This is a genomic window from Embleya sp. NPDC020630 (assembly GCF_044334985.1).
In the GTDB taxonomy this organism is placed as follows: Bacteria; Actinomycetota; Actinomycetes; order Streptomycetales; family Streptomycetaceae; genus Embleya.
Map to the genome: position 1 here is coordinate 208,001 of NZ_JBIRUB010000003.1, position 15,621 is coordinate 223,621.

A 15,621-nucleotide genomic window follows, 5' to 3' on the forward strand; every position below is an offset into this window, starting at 1 on the left:
TTCGACTTTCTCTCAGTCCTTCGGACGCGCGCTTTTGAGAACGTGCCGCATCGCGTCCAGGAAGGCCGTGTTCTCGGCGTCCGTGCCGGCGGTCACCCGCAGCATGCCCGGGACCCCGTTGTCGCGGACCAGCACCCCGTGTTCGAGGATCCGCGCCCAGATCGTGTGCGGGTCCTCGAACCGGCCGAACTGCACGAAGTTGGCGTCGGAGTCGGTCACCTCGCACCCGAGCGCGCGCAGTTCCTCGACCAGCCGGTCGCGCTGTTCCTTGAGTTCGCGCACATAGCCCAGCAGGGTGTCCTCGAACTCCAGGCAGGCCAGCGCGGTGGCCTGGTTGACCGCGGAGAGGTGGTACGGCAGGCGGACCAGTTGCACCGCGTCCACCACCGCGGCGTCCGCCGCGAGATAGCCGAGCCGCAGGCCCGCCGCGCCGAACGCCTTGGACATGGTCCGGCTCACCACCAGGTGCGGCCGGCCCTCAAGGAGCGGCAGCAGCGACGCGGTGTGCGCGAACTCGACGTAGGCCTCGTCGACGATCACCAGCGACGGCCGGGCGGCCTGCGCGGCGTCGTACACCCGCTCGACCACCTCGCCGGCGAGCGCGGTACCCGTGGGGTTGTTCGGCGAGCACAGGAACACCACGTTCGGGCGGTGTTCCGCGATCTGCGCCAGCGCCTCGTCGAGGTCGATCGTGTAGTCGGCACCGCGCGCGCCGGAGATCCACCCGGTGCCGGTGCCGCGCGCGATCAGCGCGTGCATCGAGTAGGACGGGTCGAAGCCCAGCGCCGTGCGCCCGGGGCCGCCGAACGCCTGGAGCAGTTGTTGCAGCACCTCGTTGGAGCCGTTGGCCGCCCACACCCGCTCCGGGCCCAGCGGGTAGCCGCCGGTCCGGGACAGGTAGTCGGCCAGCGCGGTGCGCAGTTCGACCGCGTCCCGGTCCGGATAGCGGTTCAGGTCGCGGGCGGCGGCGGCGACCCGCTCGGCGATCCGGGCCACCAGCGCGGCCGGCAGCGGGTACGGGTTCTCGTTCGTGTTGAGCCGCACCGGGACATCCAACTGCGGCGCGCCGTACGGCGATTGCCCGCGCAGCTCGGCACGGATCGGCAGCCGGTCCAGGTCGCTCACGCGCCCTCCTCCCACGCCGCGAGGCCGGACAGCTCGCCCGTCGCGAAGCGGGCCCGCACGGCCGCGCCGTGCGCGGGCAGGTCCTCCGCGTCGGCCAGCACGCTGACGTGCTCGGCGACGTCGGCGAGCGCCGCGCGCGAGTAGTCCACGACGTGGATCCCGCGCAGGAAGGACTGCACGGACAGGCCCGAGGAGTGGCAGGCGCAGCCGCCGGTGGGCAGCACGTGGTTGGACCCGGCGCAGTAGTCGCCGAGCGAGACGGGGGCGAACGCGCCGACGAAGATCGCGCCGGCGTTGCGCACCCGGGCGGCGACCGCGCCCGCGTCGGCGGTCTGGATCTCCAGGTGCTCGGCCGCGTAGGCGTCCACCACGGCGAGGCCGTCGTCGACCGAGTCCACCAGCACGATCCCGGACTGCCGGCCGGCCAGCGCCTCGGTGACCCGCTCGCGGTGCCGGGTGGCGTCCACCCGCACCTTCAGCTCCTCCACGACCGCGTCGGCCAGCGCCTCGGAGTCGGTGACCAGGATCGACGCGGCCAGCGTGTCGTGCTCGGCCTGGCTGATCAGGTCGGCCGCGACGTGCCCGGCGTCGGCGGTGTCGTCGGCGAGCACCGCGATCTCGGTCGGCCCGGCCTCGGCGTCGATCCCGATCCGGCCCTTGAGCAGCCGCTTGGCGGCGGCGACCCAGATGTTGCCGGGACCGGTGACCAGGTGCACCGGCGCGCACGAGCCCGCGCCGTACGCGAACATCGCGATCGCCTGGGCCCCACCCACGGCGTAGACCTCGTCCACGCCGAGCAGCGCGCACGCGGCCAGGATGGTCGGGTGCGGCAGCCCGCCGAACCCGGCCTGCGGCGGCGAGGCGACCGCCATCGAGGCGACGCCGGCCTCCTGCGCGGGGACCACGTTCATCACCACGGACGACGGGTAGACGGCGTTGCCGCCCGGTACGTACAGCCCGACCCGCTCGACCGGCACCCACCGCTCGGTGACCGTGCCGCCCGGCACGACCTGCACCGTGACGTCCTGCCGGCGCTGCTCGCGGTGCACCGCGCGGGCCCGGCGGATCGACTCCTCCAGGGCCGCGCGCACCTTGGGCACGAGCGTGTCCAGGGCCGCGGCGATCGCCTCGGCGGGCACCCGGATGTCGGTCAGTCGCACACCGTCGAAGCGCTCGGTGATCTCGATCAGCGCCTCGACGCCGCGATGCCTGACGTCCTCACACAGGGGGCGGACCTTCTCCAGGGCCGCCTCGACGTCGAGTTCGGCTCGGGGCAACACGTCGCGCAGTGCGGCGGGGCTGTCCAGGACAGCCCGCGAGGCGGGACCGCGCAGGTCGATACGGGAGATCACCTGCCCCAGTGTAGAGACGGCGCCGAACCATACGTTCTCGCGTGTCGGACAGTGAGACGCGCGACCATGGGCGGGACGCAGCAGCCTTCCAGTGTCGGGGGACCACGGATGAGCACACCGCCGGGGCATCTGAGTGCGACCGAGATCCGCCTGTGGGAGGCGTATCGGCGCGGTGAGCGGTTGGATCTGGGTACGGGCGTGCCGGCGGACGACGATCCGCGCACGGGCGCGACCTGGGGGCCGGACCGCACGATCCGGGCCCAGGTGCTCGCCCGGCTGCTGCTCCAGCCGCCGGAGGCGGAGCCCGGTCACACCACCGCGCTGCGCCTGAGTGGCGCCCGGGTGGTGGGCGACCTGGAGTTGGGAGGCGCGCGGCTCGACGTCTACGTCTCGGTGATCGGCTGCCGCTTCGAGGGCCCGATCGTGCTGAACCTGGCGAGCACGCGGACGCTGAACCTGCTCGACTGCGTGCTGACCGAACTCCAGGGCCGCAACACGCGGGTGGACGGCGACCTCTCGCTGTGCCGCTGCGAGGTGGCGGGCGGCCTGCGGATCCTGGACACGCGTGTGGACAACGACCTGCGCGTCGAGGACTGCGTGGTCGGTGCGGACCGGCGCGGGGTGGCGTTGATGGCCAATGGCCTGCACGTGGGCGCGGACTCCTCGATGGACCGCAGCGTCTTTCGCGGGCAGGTGAGCCTGTACGGCGGCCGGTTCGGCGGGCGGGTCACGCTGTACGGGGCGAGTGTCGAGCGCCCCGGGAAGGTGGCGATGGATCTCGGGCGGATCACGGTCGAGCACTCGCTGCACCTGAGCGCGGGCTTCGCCGCGACCGGCTCGATCCGGCTCAACGACGCGCGCCTGGGTGGCGGCCTGGTGCTCGGGCGGGCGGTGATCTGCGCGAATCCCGGCGAGGAGTTGACCATGTCGCGGGTGGTCGCGCAGGACCTGCACATGAGGCCGGTCCGGCCGCCGCGCGGACGGATCGTCCTCACCGACGCGACCTTCGGCACGCTCACCGACGCGCCGGGCTCCTGGCCCGCGCCCGGCGACCTGGTGCTGGCCGGCACGCGGTATACGACGCTGCGCGCCGAGCCCCCGCTGAGCGTGCGACAGCGGGTGGAGTGGGTGGAGCGGGGCACCGCCGAATACACCCCCCAGCCCTACGACCAGCTCGCCGCCGCCTACCGCGCGGCGGGCGAGGACGAGCAGGCCCGGACCGTACTGCTGGCCAAGCAGCGCCGACGGCGCGCCGGGCTGGGCCCGGCGGGCCGGCTCTGGGGCCATGTGCAGGACGTGGCGATCGGGTACGGCTACCGGCCGGCGCGCGCCGTCGGCTGGCTGGTCGCGCTGGTGGCGATCGGGACGGCGGTGTTCGCGGCCGATCCGCCGGCCCCGCTGAAGGCGGACGAGGCGCCGCACTGGAACCCGTTCTGGTACACCCTCGACCTGCTCCTGCCGGTGGTGACGCTCGGTCAGGACGGCGCGTGGAAGCCGACCGGGCTCGGCCAGTGGCTCGCCTACTCGCTGATCCTGCTCGGTTGGGTCCTCGCCGGGGCCGCGGCGGCGGGCGCGACGCGGGTGCTCAACCGTGGGTGAGATCAATGATCGACGCGCTCCGGCGGTCAGGGCCTACTCTTGGTCACCGTGACCGACCGGCTTCCGCTCTTCCCGCTCAACTCGGTGCTCTATCCGGGTCTGGTGCTGCCCCTGCACATCTTCGAGGAGCGATACCGCACGCTGGTCCGGGATCTGGAGGCGCTGCCCCAGGCGGAGCAGCGCTTCGGCGTGGTGGCGCTGCGCACCGGACGCGAGGTCGGCGACATCCAGGGCGATCCGCTCGCGGTGCTGCACCCGGTGGGCTGTACGGCGGAGATCGCCACGATCAAGTCGCACGAGGACGGCCGCTACGACCTGGTGGCCACGGGTGCGACCCGGTTCGAGCTGGTCTCGGTGGACGACTCGGGGCCATATCTGTACGCCGAGGTCGAATATCTGGCCGATCCGCCCGGCGAGCGGGCCGACGTTCTCGGGCTGGCCGCGACCCGGGCCTTCGCCGAGTACCAGCGCCGGCTGCTCACCGCCCAGCAGCGCACCCCGATGAGCCTGCCGGAGCTGCCCGACGACCCGGTCGTGTTGTCCTACCTGGTGGCCGCAGCGGTGGTGCTCGACCCGCACGACAAGCAGCGGCTCCTGGAGGCGGAGGACGCAACCGCCCGGCTGACCGCCGAGGTGGAACTGCTGCGCCGCGAGGCTGCGCTGCTCGACCACCTGCCGTCGTTGCCGGCGATCGAGTTGTTGCGGCAGAACATCGAACCCAACTGACGCGGACCGGCCGAGGCGGGCCCGATCGCCTCGGGCCCGACCGACCCGACCGAAGGGCGCGCCGGCATGGCGAAGGGCAGGACCAAGGGTGGACAGGGCACCCCGGCGACGGTGGCGCTGACCCGCGAGGGCGTGGCGTTCACGACGCACGCGTACACCCACGACCCGGACGCGGCCTCGTACGGCGAGGAAGCCGCGACGGTGCTCGGCGTGCCGGCCGAGCGGGTGTTCAAGACGCTGCTCGCCGACGTGGACGGCGCGCTCACCGTCGCGGTGGTCCCGGTGGCGGGCAGGCTCGACCTCAAGGCGCTGGCCGCCGCGGTCGGCGGCAAACGCGCGGCGATGGCCGACCCTGCGGCGGCCGAGCGGGCCACGGGATACGTGCTCGGCGGGATCAGCCCCCTCGGCCAAAAGCGCCGGCACCCCACCGTGGTGGACACCTCGGTGCTCGCGCTGGAGACGGTGTACGTGTCGGCCGGCCGCCGGGGCCTGGAGATCGAGCTGGCCCCGGCCGACCTGATCCGGCTCACGGGCGCGGTGACGGCTCCGGTGGGGCGGGTCTAGGGTCTTTGCCCCGCAGGGGTCGGCCGCGTGGACTGCCCCGCACGAGTCGGCCCCGTGTGCCGCCCCACAGGGTCAGCCCTCGTCGGACCCGTGCTTGGTGAGGTCGACCGGGGCGGACACGGTCGAACTCGGGAACGGGCCGGGCGCGTGGTCTCGGCCCGGCCCCTGGGGCGCCCACGGCCACGGTCCCTGGAACGTCTCGCGGCGCTCGGCGGGGGCGAACCCGGCGGACAGGCCGAGGAAGATCACCATCGACGCGATCGGCCACAGCAGCAACACGCCCTTGGCCTTCAGGTCCAGCTCCTGGTCGAAGCGTTTGCCCAGGCCGACCCGACGCACCTCGTCGGCAATCCCGTCCGGACCGAGCGCCACGCCGACCTTGAAGGCCAGATACGCGCCGGCGATCCCGCCGACGGTCAGCGCGAGCGCGGTCGCCACGCCCTGTCGGCGAAAGCGCCAGAACGCGAGCGGCGCGAGCACGATGCCGGCCACCACGCCGCACACCGCGAACCAGCCGTCCAGGGCGATCGAGGTCTCGGTCTCGGGCGAGACCTGGAAGACGCCCTCCTTGGTGGCCATCAGCGGCACCCGGGGGGTGATCTGCTCCCAGACCACGCCCACGATCGCGCCCACCACCAGGCAGGTCGCGACCACCGCGGCGAACGCGAGCACGTCGGTGCGGTAGCGCCGCCACAGCGAGGGGGGCGCGTCATACCCGGGCGCGAAGCCCACGTGCGCGCCCTCGGGCGACGGGTAGGGGTCGATATCCCCGGCAGACGTCATCTGGTCAGCGTCCCATGTACGGCTCGAGCCCGCGGGTCGGCCCCGCGCGGCGATGTGTCCGGTGGTCGAAGGAGCGTCGGCTACGCCCGGGTACTGCGCCGGAAGGCCCAGGTGGCCAGCGAGAGCATCACCACGCCGACCCCCGCGCAGACCGCCAGGTTGCCGGCCACCGCCGCCCAGTCCGGGTCGCCGTAGCTGGCGATGAACGCGTCCACCCCGTAGGAGGACGGCAGCACATCCCGGGCGAGCACGATCACCTCGGGCATCCGGTCCTCCGGCAGCACGCCAAGCAGCAGCGCCGCCGACATGCCCAATTGGCCGAGGAGCGTGGCCAGTTCCGGGCGCGGGGCGAGCAGCCCGAAGACCGCGCCGATGCCCGCGAGGGCCGCGCCGGACAGCGGTACGACCAGCAGCAGCACCCACAGGTTGGCCAGCGGCAGCTGGAACATCACCGCGCCGATCACCGCGGTGGCCACCGTGCCGGGCAGCGTGAAGGACGCGTACGCGGCGGCGATGCCGAGCACCACGGCGGCCGGGCGCACCGGCAGCGTCAGGTAGTAGTCGAGCGCGTTGGCCGCGCGCAGGTTGCCGAAGTGCTGGGCGAGCAGGTTGAGCGCGACGAAGGCGACCACGAGCACACCGGACCCGGCCACCACCGCCTCGCGGGCGCTGTCGCTACCGGTGTCCACCACGCCGCGCATCAGGATCATGATGCCCACCGACTGGAACACCGCGACGAACAGCAGCGGCACCCGCGAGACCCGCACCCGGGACAACTGCGCGCGGTAGACGGTCAGCAGCCCGGCGCCGAGCGGCGTGGCCGCCGCCGGGGCGACCGGTTCGACCGGGCGCGGCGGCGCGGTCTCGATGCTCGCTGCACTCACTGGGGTCGACACCCTCATCCCTTGACCAGTCCCTGGTGGCGGCCGCCGAGCGCGAGGTAGACGTCCTCCAGGCTCGGCGTGGACAGCGTGAAGTCGTCGAGCGCCTCGAACGCGGGCCCGGAGGTGACGCCGGCGAGCAGTTCGCGGGCCATTCCCGGTTCCATCCGGGTACTCCAGCGTCGGCCGGTGCGCACCGCGCTGCGCGCGAGCATACCGACCGCCGGGTCGTCCATCGGCGGGTCGGCCCGCCACACCAGGTCGAGCCGGACCTCGTCGCCGACCATGGCCTTCAGACCCCCGGGGGTGTCGCACGCGATCACCCGGCCCTCGTCGAGCACCGCGACCCGGTCGAGCACGGTCTCCGCCTCGATCACGTTGTGGGTGACCAGGAGCACGGTGGCGCCGCTGTCGGCCCGGCGGCGATCCACCGCGGCCCACACCGCGCGGCGCGCGACCGGGTCCATGCCGGTGGTCGGCTCGTCCAGGACCAGCACGGGCCGATCGCCCACCAGCGCGGTGGCCACGCAGGCCAGTCGGCGCTGGCCGCCGGAGAGCTTCTTCAGCGGGCGGTCCGCGATCGGGCCGAGTTCGAGTTCGTCGAGCACCGCGTCGCGCTCGGCCCGGGCCCGGTGGGCGTCGAGCGCGCGCAGCCGGGCGGTGGTCTCGATCGCGAGGGCGACGGTCAACTCGTCCAGCGCGCCGGACTCCTGGCCGAGGTAGGCGACGAGTCGGGCGGCCACGTCGGGGCGGCGCACCAGGTCGTGGCCGAGCAGGTCGATGCTGCCGGAGTCGGGCCGGAGCAGGCCGGTGAGCTGGCGGACCAGGGTGGACTTGCCCGCGCCGTTGGGCCCGAGCAGGCCGAAGATCTCGCCCCGGCGCACGTCCAGGTCGATCGTGTCGTTGGCGGTGACCACGTGCCGATCGCGCCGGCGCCCGGTGCGATAGGTCCGGGTCAGGCCGCGCACCGTGAAGCACGGGTCGGCGTTCGCGCGCTCGCCGGGAATGGTCACGCTCCGCTCGTCCGTTCCGGGCAGCTTGTACATCCGACCCCGCGCGTCGTCCTGAAGGTGGTGGTGACGGCGTGCGGCCCGCGACGCGCGTCAGGTGCGCGCGCGGGGTGACACACGACCAGACGACTCTACGCGGTCCGCCCGGCCGGTCCGCCGCCCGCCTCCTCGGCGAGCAGCACCCGGGCCCGCCGCCACTGGTCGCGCGGCAGCACCGCGCGCCAGTCGATCGCCGCGAACGCCGCCTCGCGCTCGGGACCCAACCGCCGGGTCGCCCGCGCGGCGGCCAGGCGCAGCAGCGGGAGCGGCCGGGTCGGCAGGCCCACCCGGGCGGTCTCGCGCTTGAGGTTGGGCCACCACACGGTCGCCGCGTCGGTCAACTCCCCCTCGGCGGCATTCAGTCGGTGAAAGGCGGCGAGCCGCCCGACCGCCCGCGAAATCACCCACTGGACCAGCGCGGCGAGGCCGAACAGTACCAGCAGCACGATCCCCAGGGGCGGAAACAAGAACAGCGCCGGAAGGCCGATGACCACCAACAGATACTTGATCAGAAAGACGAATTCCAGCCGGCCCAGCACCACCTTGCCCACCAGGTAGCGGATCAGCAGGGCGGTCTGGCGCGCGGTGAGCCGGGTGTCCACGTCCGGGTCGAAGGCGGTCGCGCCGGCCTTGGCGGAGCGCTGCTCCGCGGCCCGGGAGGCGTTGCGGAACCGCTGTCCGCGCCGCACCGCGCCGAAGCCGGCCCTGCCGATCCTGGTCCATTTGGACATCGCGCGTCCTCCGTGCCGTACACCACCCGAACTCGCACGTTACCGCCCCCGCGAACCCCCGGGGCGCTTCCCGCGCGCCCCGCGACGCGATGGGTGACCTCGGCGGGCTCGGGTACCGTACGGGTTTGACCACAAGCCCCTGGGAGGCCTTCGACGTGGACGTGTGGCACATACTTCGCCCGCTGATCGTGCTCGTCTCGGTGATCGCCTTCACGGGCCTGGTGACCTGGGGAATGGCTCGCCTGGCCCGCGAAGTACAGACCCGCAAACCACTGACCGGACCACTGTGGTCGATGGCGCGGCGCGGCCGCGCCTCGATCGTGGCGACCCTCGGCACCTCGATGTTGTTGCTCGCCGAGCCGGCCGCCGCGCTGCCCGAGCGCAGCCGGGGGATGCTCCGGCACATCCTGGTGCTCTCGGTGATCGCGGCCTGCTCGTGGCTGATCGTGCACGCGGTCACCCTGCTGGTGAACACCTCGTTCGAGCGCTACGCGGCGAACGCGACGGACACCGGCCGGGTACGCCGGATTCAGACCCAGATCGCGCTGATCCGACGCACCGCGGTGGCGATCGTCGGGATCATCACCTTCGCCGCGATGATCATGACCTTCCCGGGCATGAAGACGATCGGAACCAGTCTGCTCGCCTCCGCCGGCCTGCTCGGCGTGGTGGCCGGTCTGGCCGCGCAGAGCGCGCTGGCCAACCTGTTCGCCGGGTTGCAGATCGCGTTCAGCGACATGGTCCGGATCGGCGACTCGGTGGTGGTCAACGAGGAGATGGGCACGATCGAGGAGATCACCCTGACCTACCTGGTGGTCAACACGTGGGACCAGCGCCGGATCGTGATGCCGGTGTCCTACTTCACCTCGCGGCCGTTCGAGAACTGGTCGCGCACCGACACCCGGATGACCGGGACGGTGTTCCTGCACCTGGACCACTCGGCGCCGGTGAGCGAACTGCGCGAGGAACTGCACCGGATCCTCAAGGACACCGGCCTGTGGGACGGCCAGGGCTGGAGCCTGTACGTCACCGACACCACGCCGACCACGATCCTGATCCGCGCGGTGGTCACCGCCCGCGACTCCGACGACCTGTGGACGCTGCGCTGCGAGGTCCGCGAGAAGCTGCTCGACTACCTGCGCCGCGAACACCCGTACGCACTGCCCCGCATCGCCACCGCGCCCGCGCCGCTGGGCAACGAGGCGGTGGGCCCGTACAGCGGCAACGGGCGCTTCGCGAAGGCGCGCCCGACCCCGCAGGTGCCCGCGCAGACCGGCCCGCGCAAGTACGTGAGCCTGGCCAAGAAGCCTCAGTCGCTGGCCGCCGCTGCCGCCGCGGCCGAGTCGATCTCGTTGAGGAAGTCCGAGGCGATCGCCCAGGCCCGCGCGGCGGCCTCGCGGTCGTAGTCCGGCAGCCCGGGGTCGGTGAACAGGTGACCGGCGCCCCGGTAGCGGTGGATCTCCACATCGGCCCCGGCGCGGCGCATGCCCAGGTACCAGGTCCCCAGCCAATCCTCGGTCTCGAACGGATCGGGCTCGGCCACGTGCAATTGCACCGGCACCTCCGTCACGGCATCCTCACGCAGGTCGGAGGTGCCGTGAAACATCAAAAGCCCGGCTGCGGTGCGATCGGCGAACACGGCATTCTGCGCAATCGAGGCCCCCAGCGAAAACCCCGCGTACACAAGCCCCTCCCCCAGCCCGGCCGCCACCTTCACGGCCCGCCGAATCAACTCGTCCGCACCGATCTCATCCTTGATCTCCATGCCTTCCTCGATCGACTCGGTGCAACGCCCGTCATACAAATCAGGCACAACCACCTCGTGCCCAAGCCCCCGCAACCACCCGGCCGCATCCTGAACAGCGGGCCGCAGCCCATAGGCCGAGTGAAACAACACAATGCGGGCCACGAGAACATTTCCTTCCGAAGACCAATCCCCACACAACAAACCCCCAACGGTACCGGGCCGCACGGCATACCCCGACAGGCACGACCGGTCGCCGACGCGCGGGGCCGGAGGATGGTCGAGCCGAGTCGAGTTTGCCGAGGAACCCCCGAGTGGGCCGAGTGCTGTCGGCGAGAGTCGCGCTTCGGCTGCGGAGGGCCGGTCCGGAACCTGTCCGAGTCGGCGATGGGCCGCCCCCGGCGTGCGGGGCTCCGAAACTTGGGGCTCCCGACGAGGCGGGCGTGTTGGTCGGCGAAAAAGCGGCCTACAGCGGCGGGCGGGGTGGGCGCTCGGGTTGGGTTCGCCGGGCGTGCGTTCTCGAATGGGTTGGGTGCTTCCGGCGGAGGTTGCGCTTGTGGTCGCGGGTGGCTGGTGCGGGCTGGTCCGAGTCGGTGGTGGGCCGCTGCCGGCTCCTGCCGGCCCCGCACCGACCGCCCGCAAGCAAGGCGCAGCCCGCACCCAACCGAAGCACAGCAGCCCCGAGCGGCGGCATCTACCTCCCGGGCCCAGCCGCCCCAGCCACCGGCGTTTGAGGACAACTCGCCGCAGGCGCCCGAACCGCAGCACGGGTCGCCGGACGCAACCGAAAACCCAGCCCGTCCGGCGTTTGAGGACAACTCGCCCCAGACGCCTGCGGACCGCAGCGCCCGTCGCCGGACGCAACCGAAAACCCAGCCCGTCCGGCGTTTGAGGACGGCCCGGTTCAAAACCGGCCAAGCTCGGCGATGAGACCCCTCCGAGGCGGCCCCGCCTCACCGCACGCTGCGTAGGTCCAATCGCCGCAGGACGCGGTCGGCTGCCGCCGGGTCGACGCCTCGGCGCCCCCGGGCCGCGATCACCTCGCGTCGTGCCGCCGCCGTCATCTCGGCCTCGATCTCGTGCAGGAGCTTGATCCGCCGTGAGCGCTCGACCACCGAGTCGGCCAGTTCCTCGCTCATGCCCTCCGGCTTCAGCTCGGCCAGCAGCGCCTTCTGCCGGGCCCGCAGCCGCCGCACCATCTCGTCCGGGAGGTCGCGCTGCTCGTCCAGTTCGCGCAGCCGATGCAGCGCGGCCTTCGTCGCCGCCGCCGCGATCCGGCGCTCCTCGTCGCTCTCCGCGTCGTCCGTCTCCGAGACCCCGAGCCGGCGCACCAGCCACGGCAGGCTGACCCCCTGGAGCAGCAGCGTCACCACGATCACGCAGAACGCGATCGCGATCAGCCGTTGCCGCTCGGGGAAGGCCCCGTCCGCGTCGGTGCTCAGCGGCAGCGCCAGCGCGAGCGCGATCGTCACCACGCCGCGCATCCCGGCCCACCACACCACCACCGTCTCGCGCGGATCCGGGGTCTGGGTCTCACCGGTCGTCGGCAGCCGTGCGTGCAGCCGCCGGGCCAGCGCCGCGACCGGGAACAACCACAGGCCCCGCACCACGATCAGGGTCAACACCACCGCGCCGGCCTCCAGGAACAGCCGGCCCCGATCGCCCCGCAGATCGTGGAAGATCTCCCACATCTCCAGGCCGATCACCCCGAACGCGACACCGGTCACGACCAGGTCGACGACCTCCCAGAACGAGCGCCCGGTGAGCCGGCCGACCACGTTGTCCGCGTCCTCGGCGACCGAGCCCAGGTAGAACGCCGTGGTCAACACCGCGAGCACGCCGGAGCCGTGCAGTTCGTCGGCGACCACGTAGGCCAGGAACGGCACCAGCAGCGTGAGCAACGTCTGCAACGTGGGCTCGTCCAACCGGCCCAGCAACAATCGCCCGGCCAGCCCGACCGCGAAGCCGATCCCTACGCCGACCACCGCGGACAACGCCAACATGCCCGCCGCCTCGACCGGCGAGAACGTACCGCCGACCACCGCCGCGACCGCGACCTGGTAGAGCACGAGCGAGGTGACGTCGTTGAACAGCCCCTCGCCCTCCAGGATCGCCACCAGCCGCCGCGGCAGCCGCAGACTCCCGGCCACCGCCGTCGCCGCCACCGGATCCGGCGGCGCCACCAGCGCGCCCAGCGCGACCGCGCCCGCGAGCGGCAGCTCGGGGATCATCGCGTCCGCCACGGCCGCCACCGCCGCCGTGGTCACCAGGACGAGTGCGACCGCGAGCAGCGTGATCGGCCGGGCGTTCGCCGCGAACTCGCGCCAACTCGACCGCTGCGCCGCCGCGTACAACAGCGGCGGCAACAGCAGCGGCAGCAGCAGGTCGGGGTCGATCCGCAGGTTGGGCACGAACGGCAGCCACCCGAGCAGCACGCCGTACAGCGTCAGCAACACCGGGAACGGCAGCCGCAATCGGCCCGCGAGCGGCACCACCACGACCGTGCCGAACATCAACAGGAACAGCAGCGTGAGCTGACCCACTCCACCCCCAGACCGATCGAGCGCGATTCGATCTTGGAGGCTTCCCCGAATCTCCGCCGAATCACCGACCGGCGGGCAATTGCCTCACCTGTCGGTGACCCGCTCCAGGGTCGCGGTCAGGTCGGCCGGGTAGCCGCTCTCGTACTGCACCCACGTGCCGTCGCCGGGGTGCTCGAAGGCCAGGCTCACCGCGTGCAGCCACTGCCGCTCCAGGCCCAGCCGCTTGGACAGCGTCGGGTCGGCGCCGTAGGTCAGGTCGCCCACGCACGGGTGCCGCAGCGCCGCCATGTGCACCCGGATCTGGTGGGTGCGCCCGGTCTCCAGCTTGATCGACAGCAGACTCGCGGCGCGGAACGCCTCGATCGTGTCGTAGTGCGTGACGCTGGGCTTGCCGCCCGTCACCACGGCCCACTTGTAGTCGTGCGTGGGGTGCCGGTCGATCGGCGCGTCGATGGTGCCGGTGTGCGGGTCCGGGTGGCCCTGGACCAGCGCGTGGTAGCGCTTGTCCACCGTGCGGTCGCGGAACTGCTGCTTGAGCAGCGTGTAGGCGCGCTCAGACTTGGCCACCACCATCAGCCCCGAGGTGCCCACGTCCAGGCGGTGCACCACGCCCTGGCGCTCGGCCGCGCCGGAGGTGGAGATCCGGTAGCCGGCCGCCGCGAGGCCGCCGACCACGGTGGTGCCGGTCCAGCCGGGGCTGGGGTGCGCGGCGACGCCGATCGGCTTGTCGATCACCACGATGTGGTCGTCGTCGTGCACGATCCGCATGCCGGGCACGGGTTCGGCGACGAGCTGCACCGGCCGGGGCGCGCCCGGCATCTCGACCTCGATCCACGCTCCGCCGACCACCCGGTCGGACTTGCCCGCCGCCCGGCCGTCGAGCTGCACCTTCCCGGCGGCGGCCAGCTCGGCCGCCTTGGTGCGCGAGAAGCCGAACATCCGCGAGAGCGCGGCATCGACCCGCTCGCCTTCGAGGCCGTCGGGAACGGGAAGCGTGCGGATTTCGGGGGAGCCGGGATTGACAGTCACGAGATACGAGTATGCCCGGCATCCGGACCGGACTCGACGGCGTGGTCGCCGTCCCGGTCCCCGGCGGCGCGCTCGGCGGTCCCGGAGGACGCCTTCGCGGGCGCCCGAGTGGCCCCGGCAGGCGGGTCGACGACCCCGTTTCCGGCCTCCGCGTCCGCGCGCTCGTCGCCGTCCCCCGGCGTCGCCTCATCCACGCCCTCGTCCGCGCCGTCGTCGTCACCCTCCCGCGTACCGTCCGGCTGCAGGCCCAGGAACGAAAGCAGCACGATCAGGCAGCCACCCACCACGATCGCCGAGTCCGCCAGGTTGAAGATCGCGAAGTGCTTGGGCGCGATGAAGTCCACCACGTGGCCCTCGAACACGCTGGGCGAGCGGAAGATCCGGTCGGTGAGGTTGCCGAGCGCGCCGCCGAGCAGCAGGCCCAGGGCGATCGCCCAGGGCAGGCTGTTCAGCTTGCGGGCCAGCCGCAGGATCACCACGATCACCGCGCTGGCGATCACCGTGAGCACGATGGTCAGCCCCTGGCCCATGCCGAACGCCGCGCCCGCGTTGCGGGTGGCCCGGAACTGGAGCCAGTCGCCGAGGATGTCGATCGGGGCGTGGTATTCGAGCTTCTTCACCACGATCAGCTTGCTGATCAGGTCCAGGGCGTAGGCGACGGCCGCGACCCCGAGCAGGACCAGGATGTAGCGACGGGTACGCGAACCGGCGGGCGCGGTCGGCTCGTCGCCGTCCGCCCCGCCCCCGGTCGCCCCGGTGTCCGGCTCCCCCGCGGGGGCCTGCGACTCCGCGTCTTCCCGTCGTTCCGCTCCGGTGCCGATGGCGTGCTCCAGTCCTCGGACGCGCCGCCGGCGGCCGCGGCGGCTACCGGCGCTCTTCGCGCTGCTTGCAGGTCACACACAGGGTCGCACGCGGGAACGCCTGCAGGCGCGCCTTGCCGATGGCCGAACCACACGACTCGCAGGCCCCGTATGTCCCGTCGGCGAGGCGCCGCAGCGCCTTCTCCGACTGGAGCAGCATGCCACGCGCGTTGTTGGTCAGGGACATCTCGTGCTCGCGCTCGAAGTTCTTGGTCCCGGTGTCCGCCTGATCGTCGCCCGCACCCTCCCCCGAGTCGCGCAGCAGATCGGCGATGCCGTTCTCCGACACGGCGATCTCGGCGCGCAGCTCGTGCGCCGTCTCGATCAGCCCGTCGCGCACCTCGCGCAGCTCCGCGTCGTCCCAGGGATCCTCCCCCGGCCGGACGATGTACATCGTCGGCTCATGGAACCCGCTCGGCGGTGTCGGGAGCGTCGCGGTCGAGGTGGTCACGTGTGCAGGTGCCTTCACGGTGCGTCCCGTTCCTCCCCGTACCGAGGCTCGCGGCGCGGCCGTCGTGGTCGCACGACGCGTCCGCCCGCCACTCGCCTTCTCTGTATCCGTCATGTTCACGGCCCCCTTGTTTCGCTTAGGGATGGGTCGCCCCGGACAACCGGACGCGCCGTCCCGTCACAGA

The 15,621-nt window shown here is 72.5% G+C and carries 14 protein-coding genes and 1 pseudogene; 4 read left to right on the forward strand and 11 right to left on the reverse strand.

The window, feature by feature from the left end; translation table 11 throughout:
- Positions 1 to 12 precede the first annotated feature (12 nt).
- Entirely contained in the window at positions 13 to 1,125 is a 1,113-nt protein-coding gene (locus ACH4XV_RS12405) for a histidinol-phosphate transaminase (RefSeq protein ID WP_395788989.1), read from the reverse strand.
- Positions 1,122 to 2,477, reverse strand: coding sequence for a histidinol dehydrogenase (gene hisD, locus ACH4XV_RS12410; RefSeq protein ID WP_395788991.1), 1,356 nt, complete (start codon positions 2,475 to 2,477; stop codon positions 1,122 to 1,124). Before hisD ends, ACH4XV_RS12405 begins: the two co-directional genes overlap by 4 nt.
- Positions 2,478 to 2,585: 108 nt before the next feature.
- Between hisD and ACH4XV_RS12415 the strand changes: the two genes are divergently transcribed.
- The 3 genes from ACH4XV_RS12415 (at position 2,586) to ybaK (ending at position 5,366) form a co-directional block, all read left to right on the forward strand.
- Positions 2,586 to 4,076 (forward strand): oxidoreductase, encoded by a 1,491-nt coding sequence (locus ACH4XV_RS12415; RefSeq protein WP_395788993.1) that lies wholly within the window; start codon positions 2,586 to 2,588, stop codon positions 4,074 to 4,076.
- A 39-nt stretch (positions 4,077 to 4,115) separates the two neighbouring features.
- Positions 4,116 to 4,802 carry an LON peptidase substrate-binding domain-containing protein gene (locus tag ACH4XV_RS12420; protein ID WP_395788995.1) on the forward strand — a complete coding sequence of 229 codons (687 nt, stop codon included), beginning with the start codon at positions 4,116 to 4,118 and terminating at the stop codon, positions 4,800 to 4,802.
- A gap of 66 nt (positions 4,803 to 4,868) precedes the next feature.
- Positions 4,869 to 5,366, forward strand: a complete 498-nt coding sequence (ybaK, locus tag ACH4XV_RS12425; RefSeq protein WP_395788997.1) for a Cys-tRNA(Pro) deacylase — start codon at positions 4,869 to 4,871, stop codon at positions 5,364 to 5,366.
- Between the two features lie 72 nt (positions 5,367 to 5,438).
- Here the strand turns inward: ybaK and ACH4XV_RS12430 are convergent, their stop codons facing one another.
- From ACH4XV_RS12430 to ACH4XV_RS12445, 4 genes are all read right to left on the reverse strand, one after another.
- The gene (locus ACH4XV_RS12430) at positions 5,439 to 6,149 is read right to left on the reverse strand and encodes a hypothetical protein (protein WP_395788999.1); all 711 of its coding nucleotides are present in this window, start codon (positions 6,147 to 6,149) and stop codon (positions 5,439 to 5,441) included.
- 80 nt (positions 6,150 to 6,229) lie between these two features.
- Positions 6,230 to 7,051, reverse strand: coding sequence for an ABC transporter permease (locus ACH4XV_RS12435; protein ID WP_395789001.1), 822 nt, complete (start codon positions 7,049 to 7,051; stop codon positions 6,230 to 6,232).
- Positions 7,048 to 7,998 (reverse strand): ABC transporter ATP-binding protein, encoded by a 951-nt coding sequence (locus ACH4XV_RS12440; protein ID WP_380030777.1) that lies wholly within the window; start codon positions 7,996 to 7,998, stop codon positions 7,048 to 7,050. The genes ACH4XV_RS12435 and ACH4XV_RS12440 overlap by 4 nt, the downstream gene beginning before the upstream one ends.
- A gap of 173 nt (positions 7,999 to 8,171) precedes the next feature.
- The gene (locus ACH4XV_RS12445) at positions 8,172 to 8,810 is read right to left on the reverse strand and encodes a hypothetical protein (RefSeq protein WP_395789003.1); all 639 of its coding nucleotides are present in this window, start codon (positions 8,808 to 8,810) and stop codon (positions 8,172 to 8,174) included.
- 161 nt (positions 8,811 to 8,971) lie between these two features.
- Between ACH4XV_RS12445 and ACH4XV_RS12450 the strand changes: the two genes are divergently transcribed.
- Positions 8,972 to 10,216, forward strand: coding sequence for a mechanosensitive ion channel family protein (locus ACH4XV_RS12450; RefSeq protein WP_395789968.1), 1,245 nt, complete (start codon positions 8,972 to 8,974; stop codon positions 10,214 to 10,216).
- On the opposite strand, the gene ACH4XV_RS12455 is transcribed toward ACH4XV_RS12450, so the two are convergent.
- From ACH4XV_RS12455 to ACH4XV_RS12475, 5 genes and pseudogenes are all read right to left on the reverse strand, one after another.
- Entirely contained in the window at positions 10,120 to 10,719 is a 600-nt protein-coding gene (locus ACH4XV_RS12455) for a dienelactone hydrolase family protein (RefSeq protein WP_126641238.1), read from the reverse strand. The two genes, ACH4XV_RS12450 and ACH4XV_RS12455, sit on opposite strands and share 97 nt — an antisense overlap.
- A gap of 788 nt (positions 10,720 to 11,507) precedes the next feature.
- Entirely contained in the window at positions 11,508 to 13,097 is a 1,590-nt protein-coding gene (locus ACH4XV_RS12460; RefSeq protein WP_395789005.1) for a Na+/H+ antiporter, read from the reverse strand.
- 84 nt (positions 13,098 to 13,181) lie between these two features.
- The gene (locus tag ACH4XV_RS12465) at positions 13,182 to 14,126 is read right to left on the reverse strand and encodes an RluA family pseudouridine synthase (RefSeq protein WP_380012761.1); all 945 of its coding nucleotides are present in this window, start codon (positions 14,124 to 14,126) and stop codon (positions 13,182 to 13,184) included.
- A gap of 215 nt (positions 14,127 to 14,341) precedes the next feature.
- A pseudogene (gene lspA / locus ACH4XV_RS12470) lies at positions 14,342 to 14,959 on the reverse strand (signal peptidase II); the annotation flags it as partial.
- Between the two features lie 31 nt (positions 14,960 to 14,990).
- A complete protein-coding gene (locus ACH4XV_RS12475; protein ID WP_395789007.1) occupies positions 14,991 to 15,455 on the reverse strand; it encodes a TraR/DksA family transcriptional regulator in 465 nt (154 codons plus the stop codon).
- Positions 15,456 to 15,621: the final 166 nt, after the last annotated feature.

Excerpts from the sequence above, each read along its gene's own strand:
- ACH4XV_RS12435 (WP_395789001.1), bottom strand. The coding sequence starts at position 7,051 with ATGAGGGTGTCGACCCCAGTGAGTGCAGCGAGCATCGAGACCGCGCCG.
- ACH4XV_RS12445 (WP_395789003.1), bottom strand. The coding sequence starts at position 8,810 with ATGTCCAAATGGACCAGGATCGGCAGGGCCGGCTTCGGCGCGGTGCGG.
- ybaK (WP_395788997.1), top strand. The coding sequence starts at position 4,869 with ATGGCGAAGGGCAGGACCAAGGGTGGACAGGGCACCCCGGCGACGGTG.
- ACH4XV_RS12430 (WP_395788999.1), bottom strand. The coding sequence starts at position 6,149 with ATGACGTCTGCCGGGGATATCGACCCCTACCCGTCGCCCGAGGGCGCG.
- ACH4XV_RS12415 (WP_395788993.1), top strand. The coding sequence starts at position 2,586 with ATGAGCACACCGCCGGGGCATCTGAGTGCGACCGAGATCCGCCTGTGG.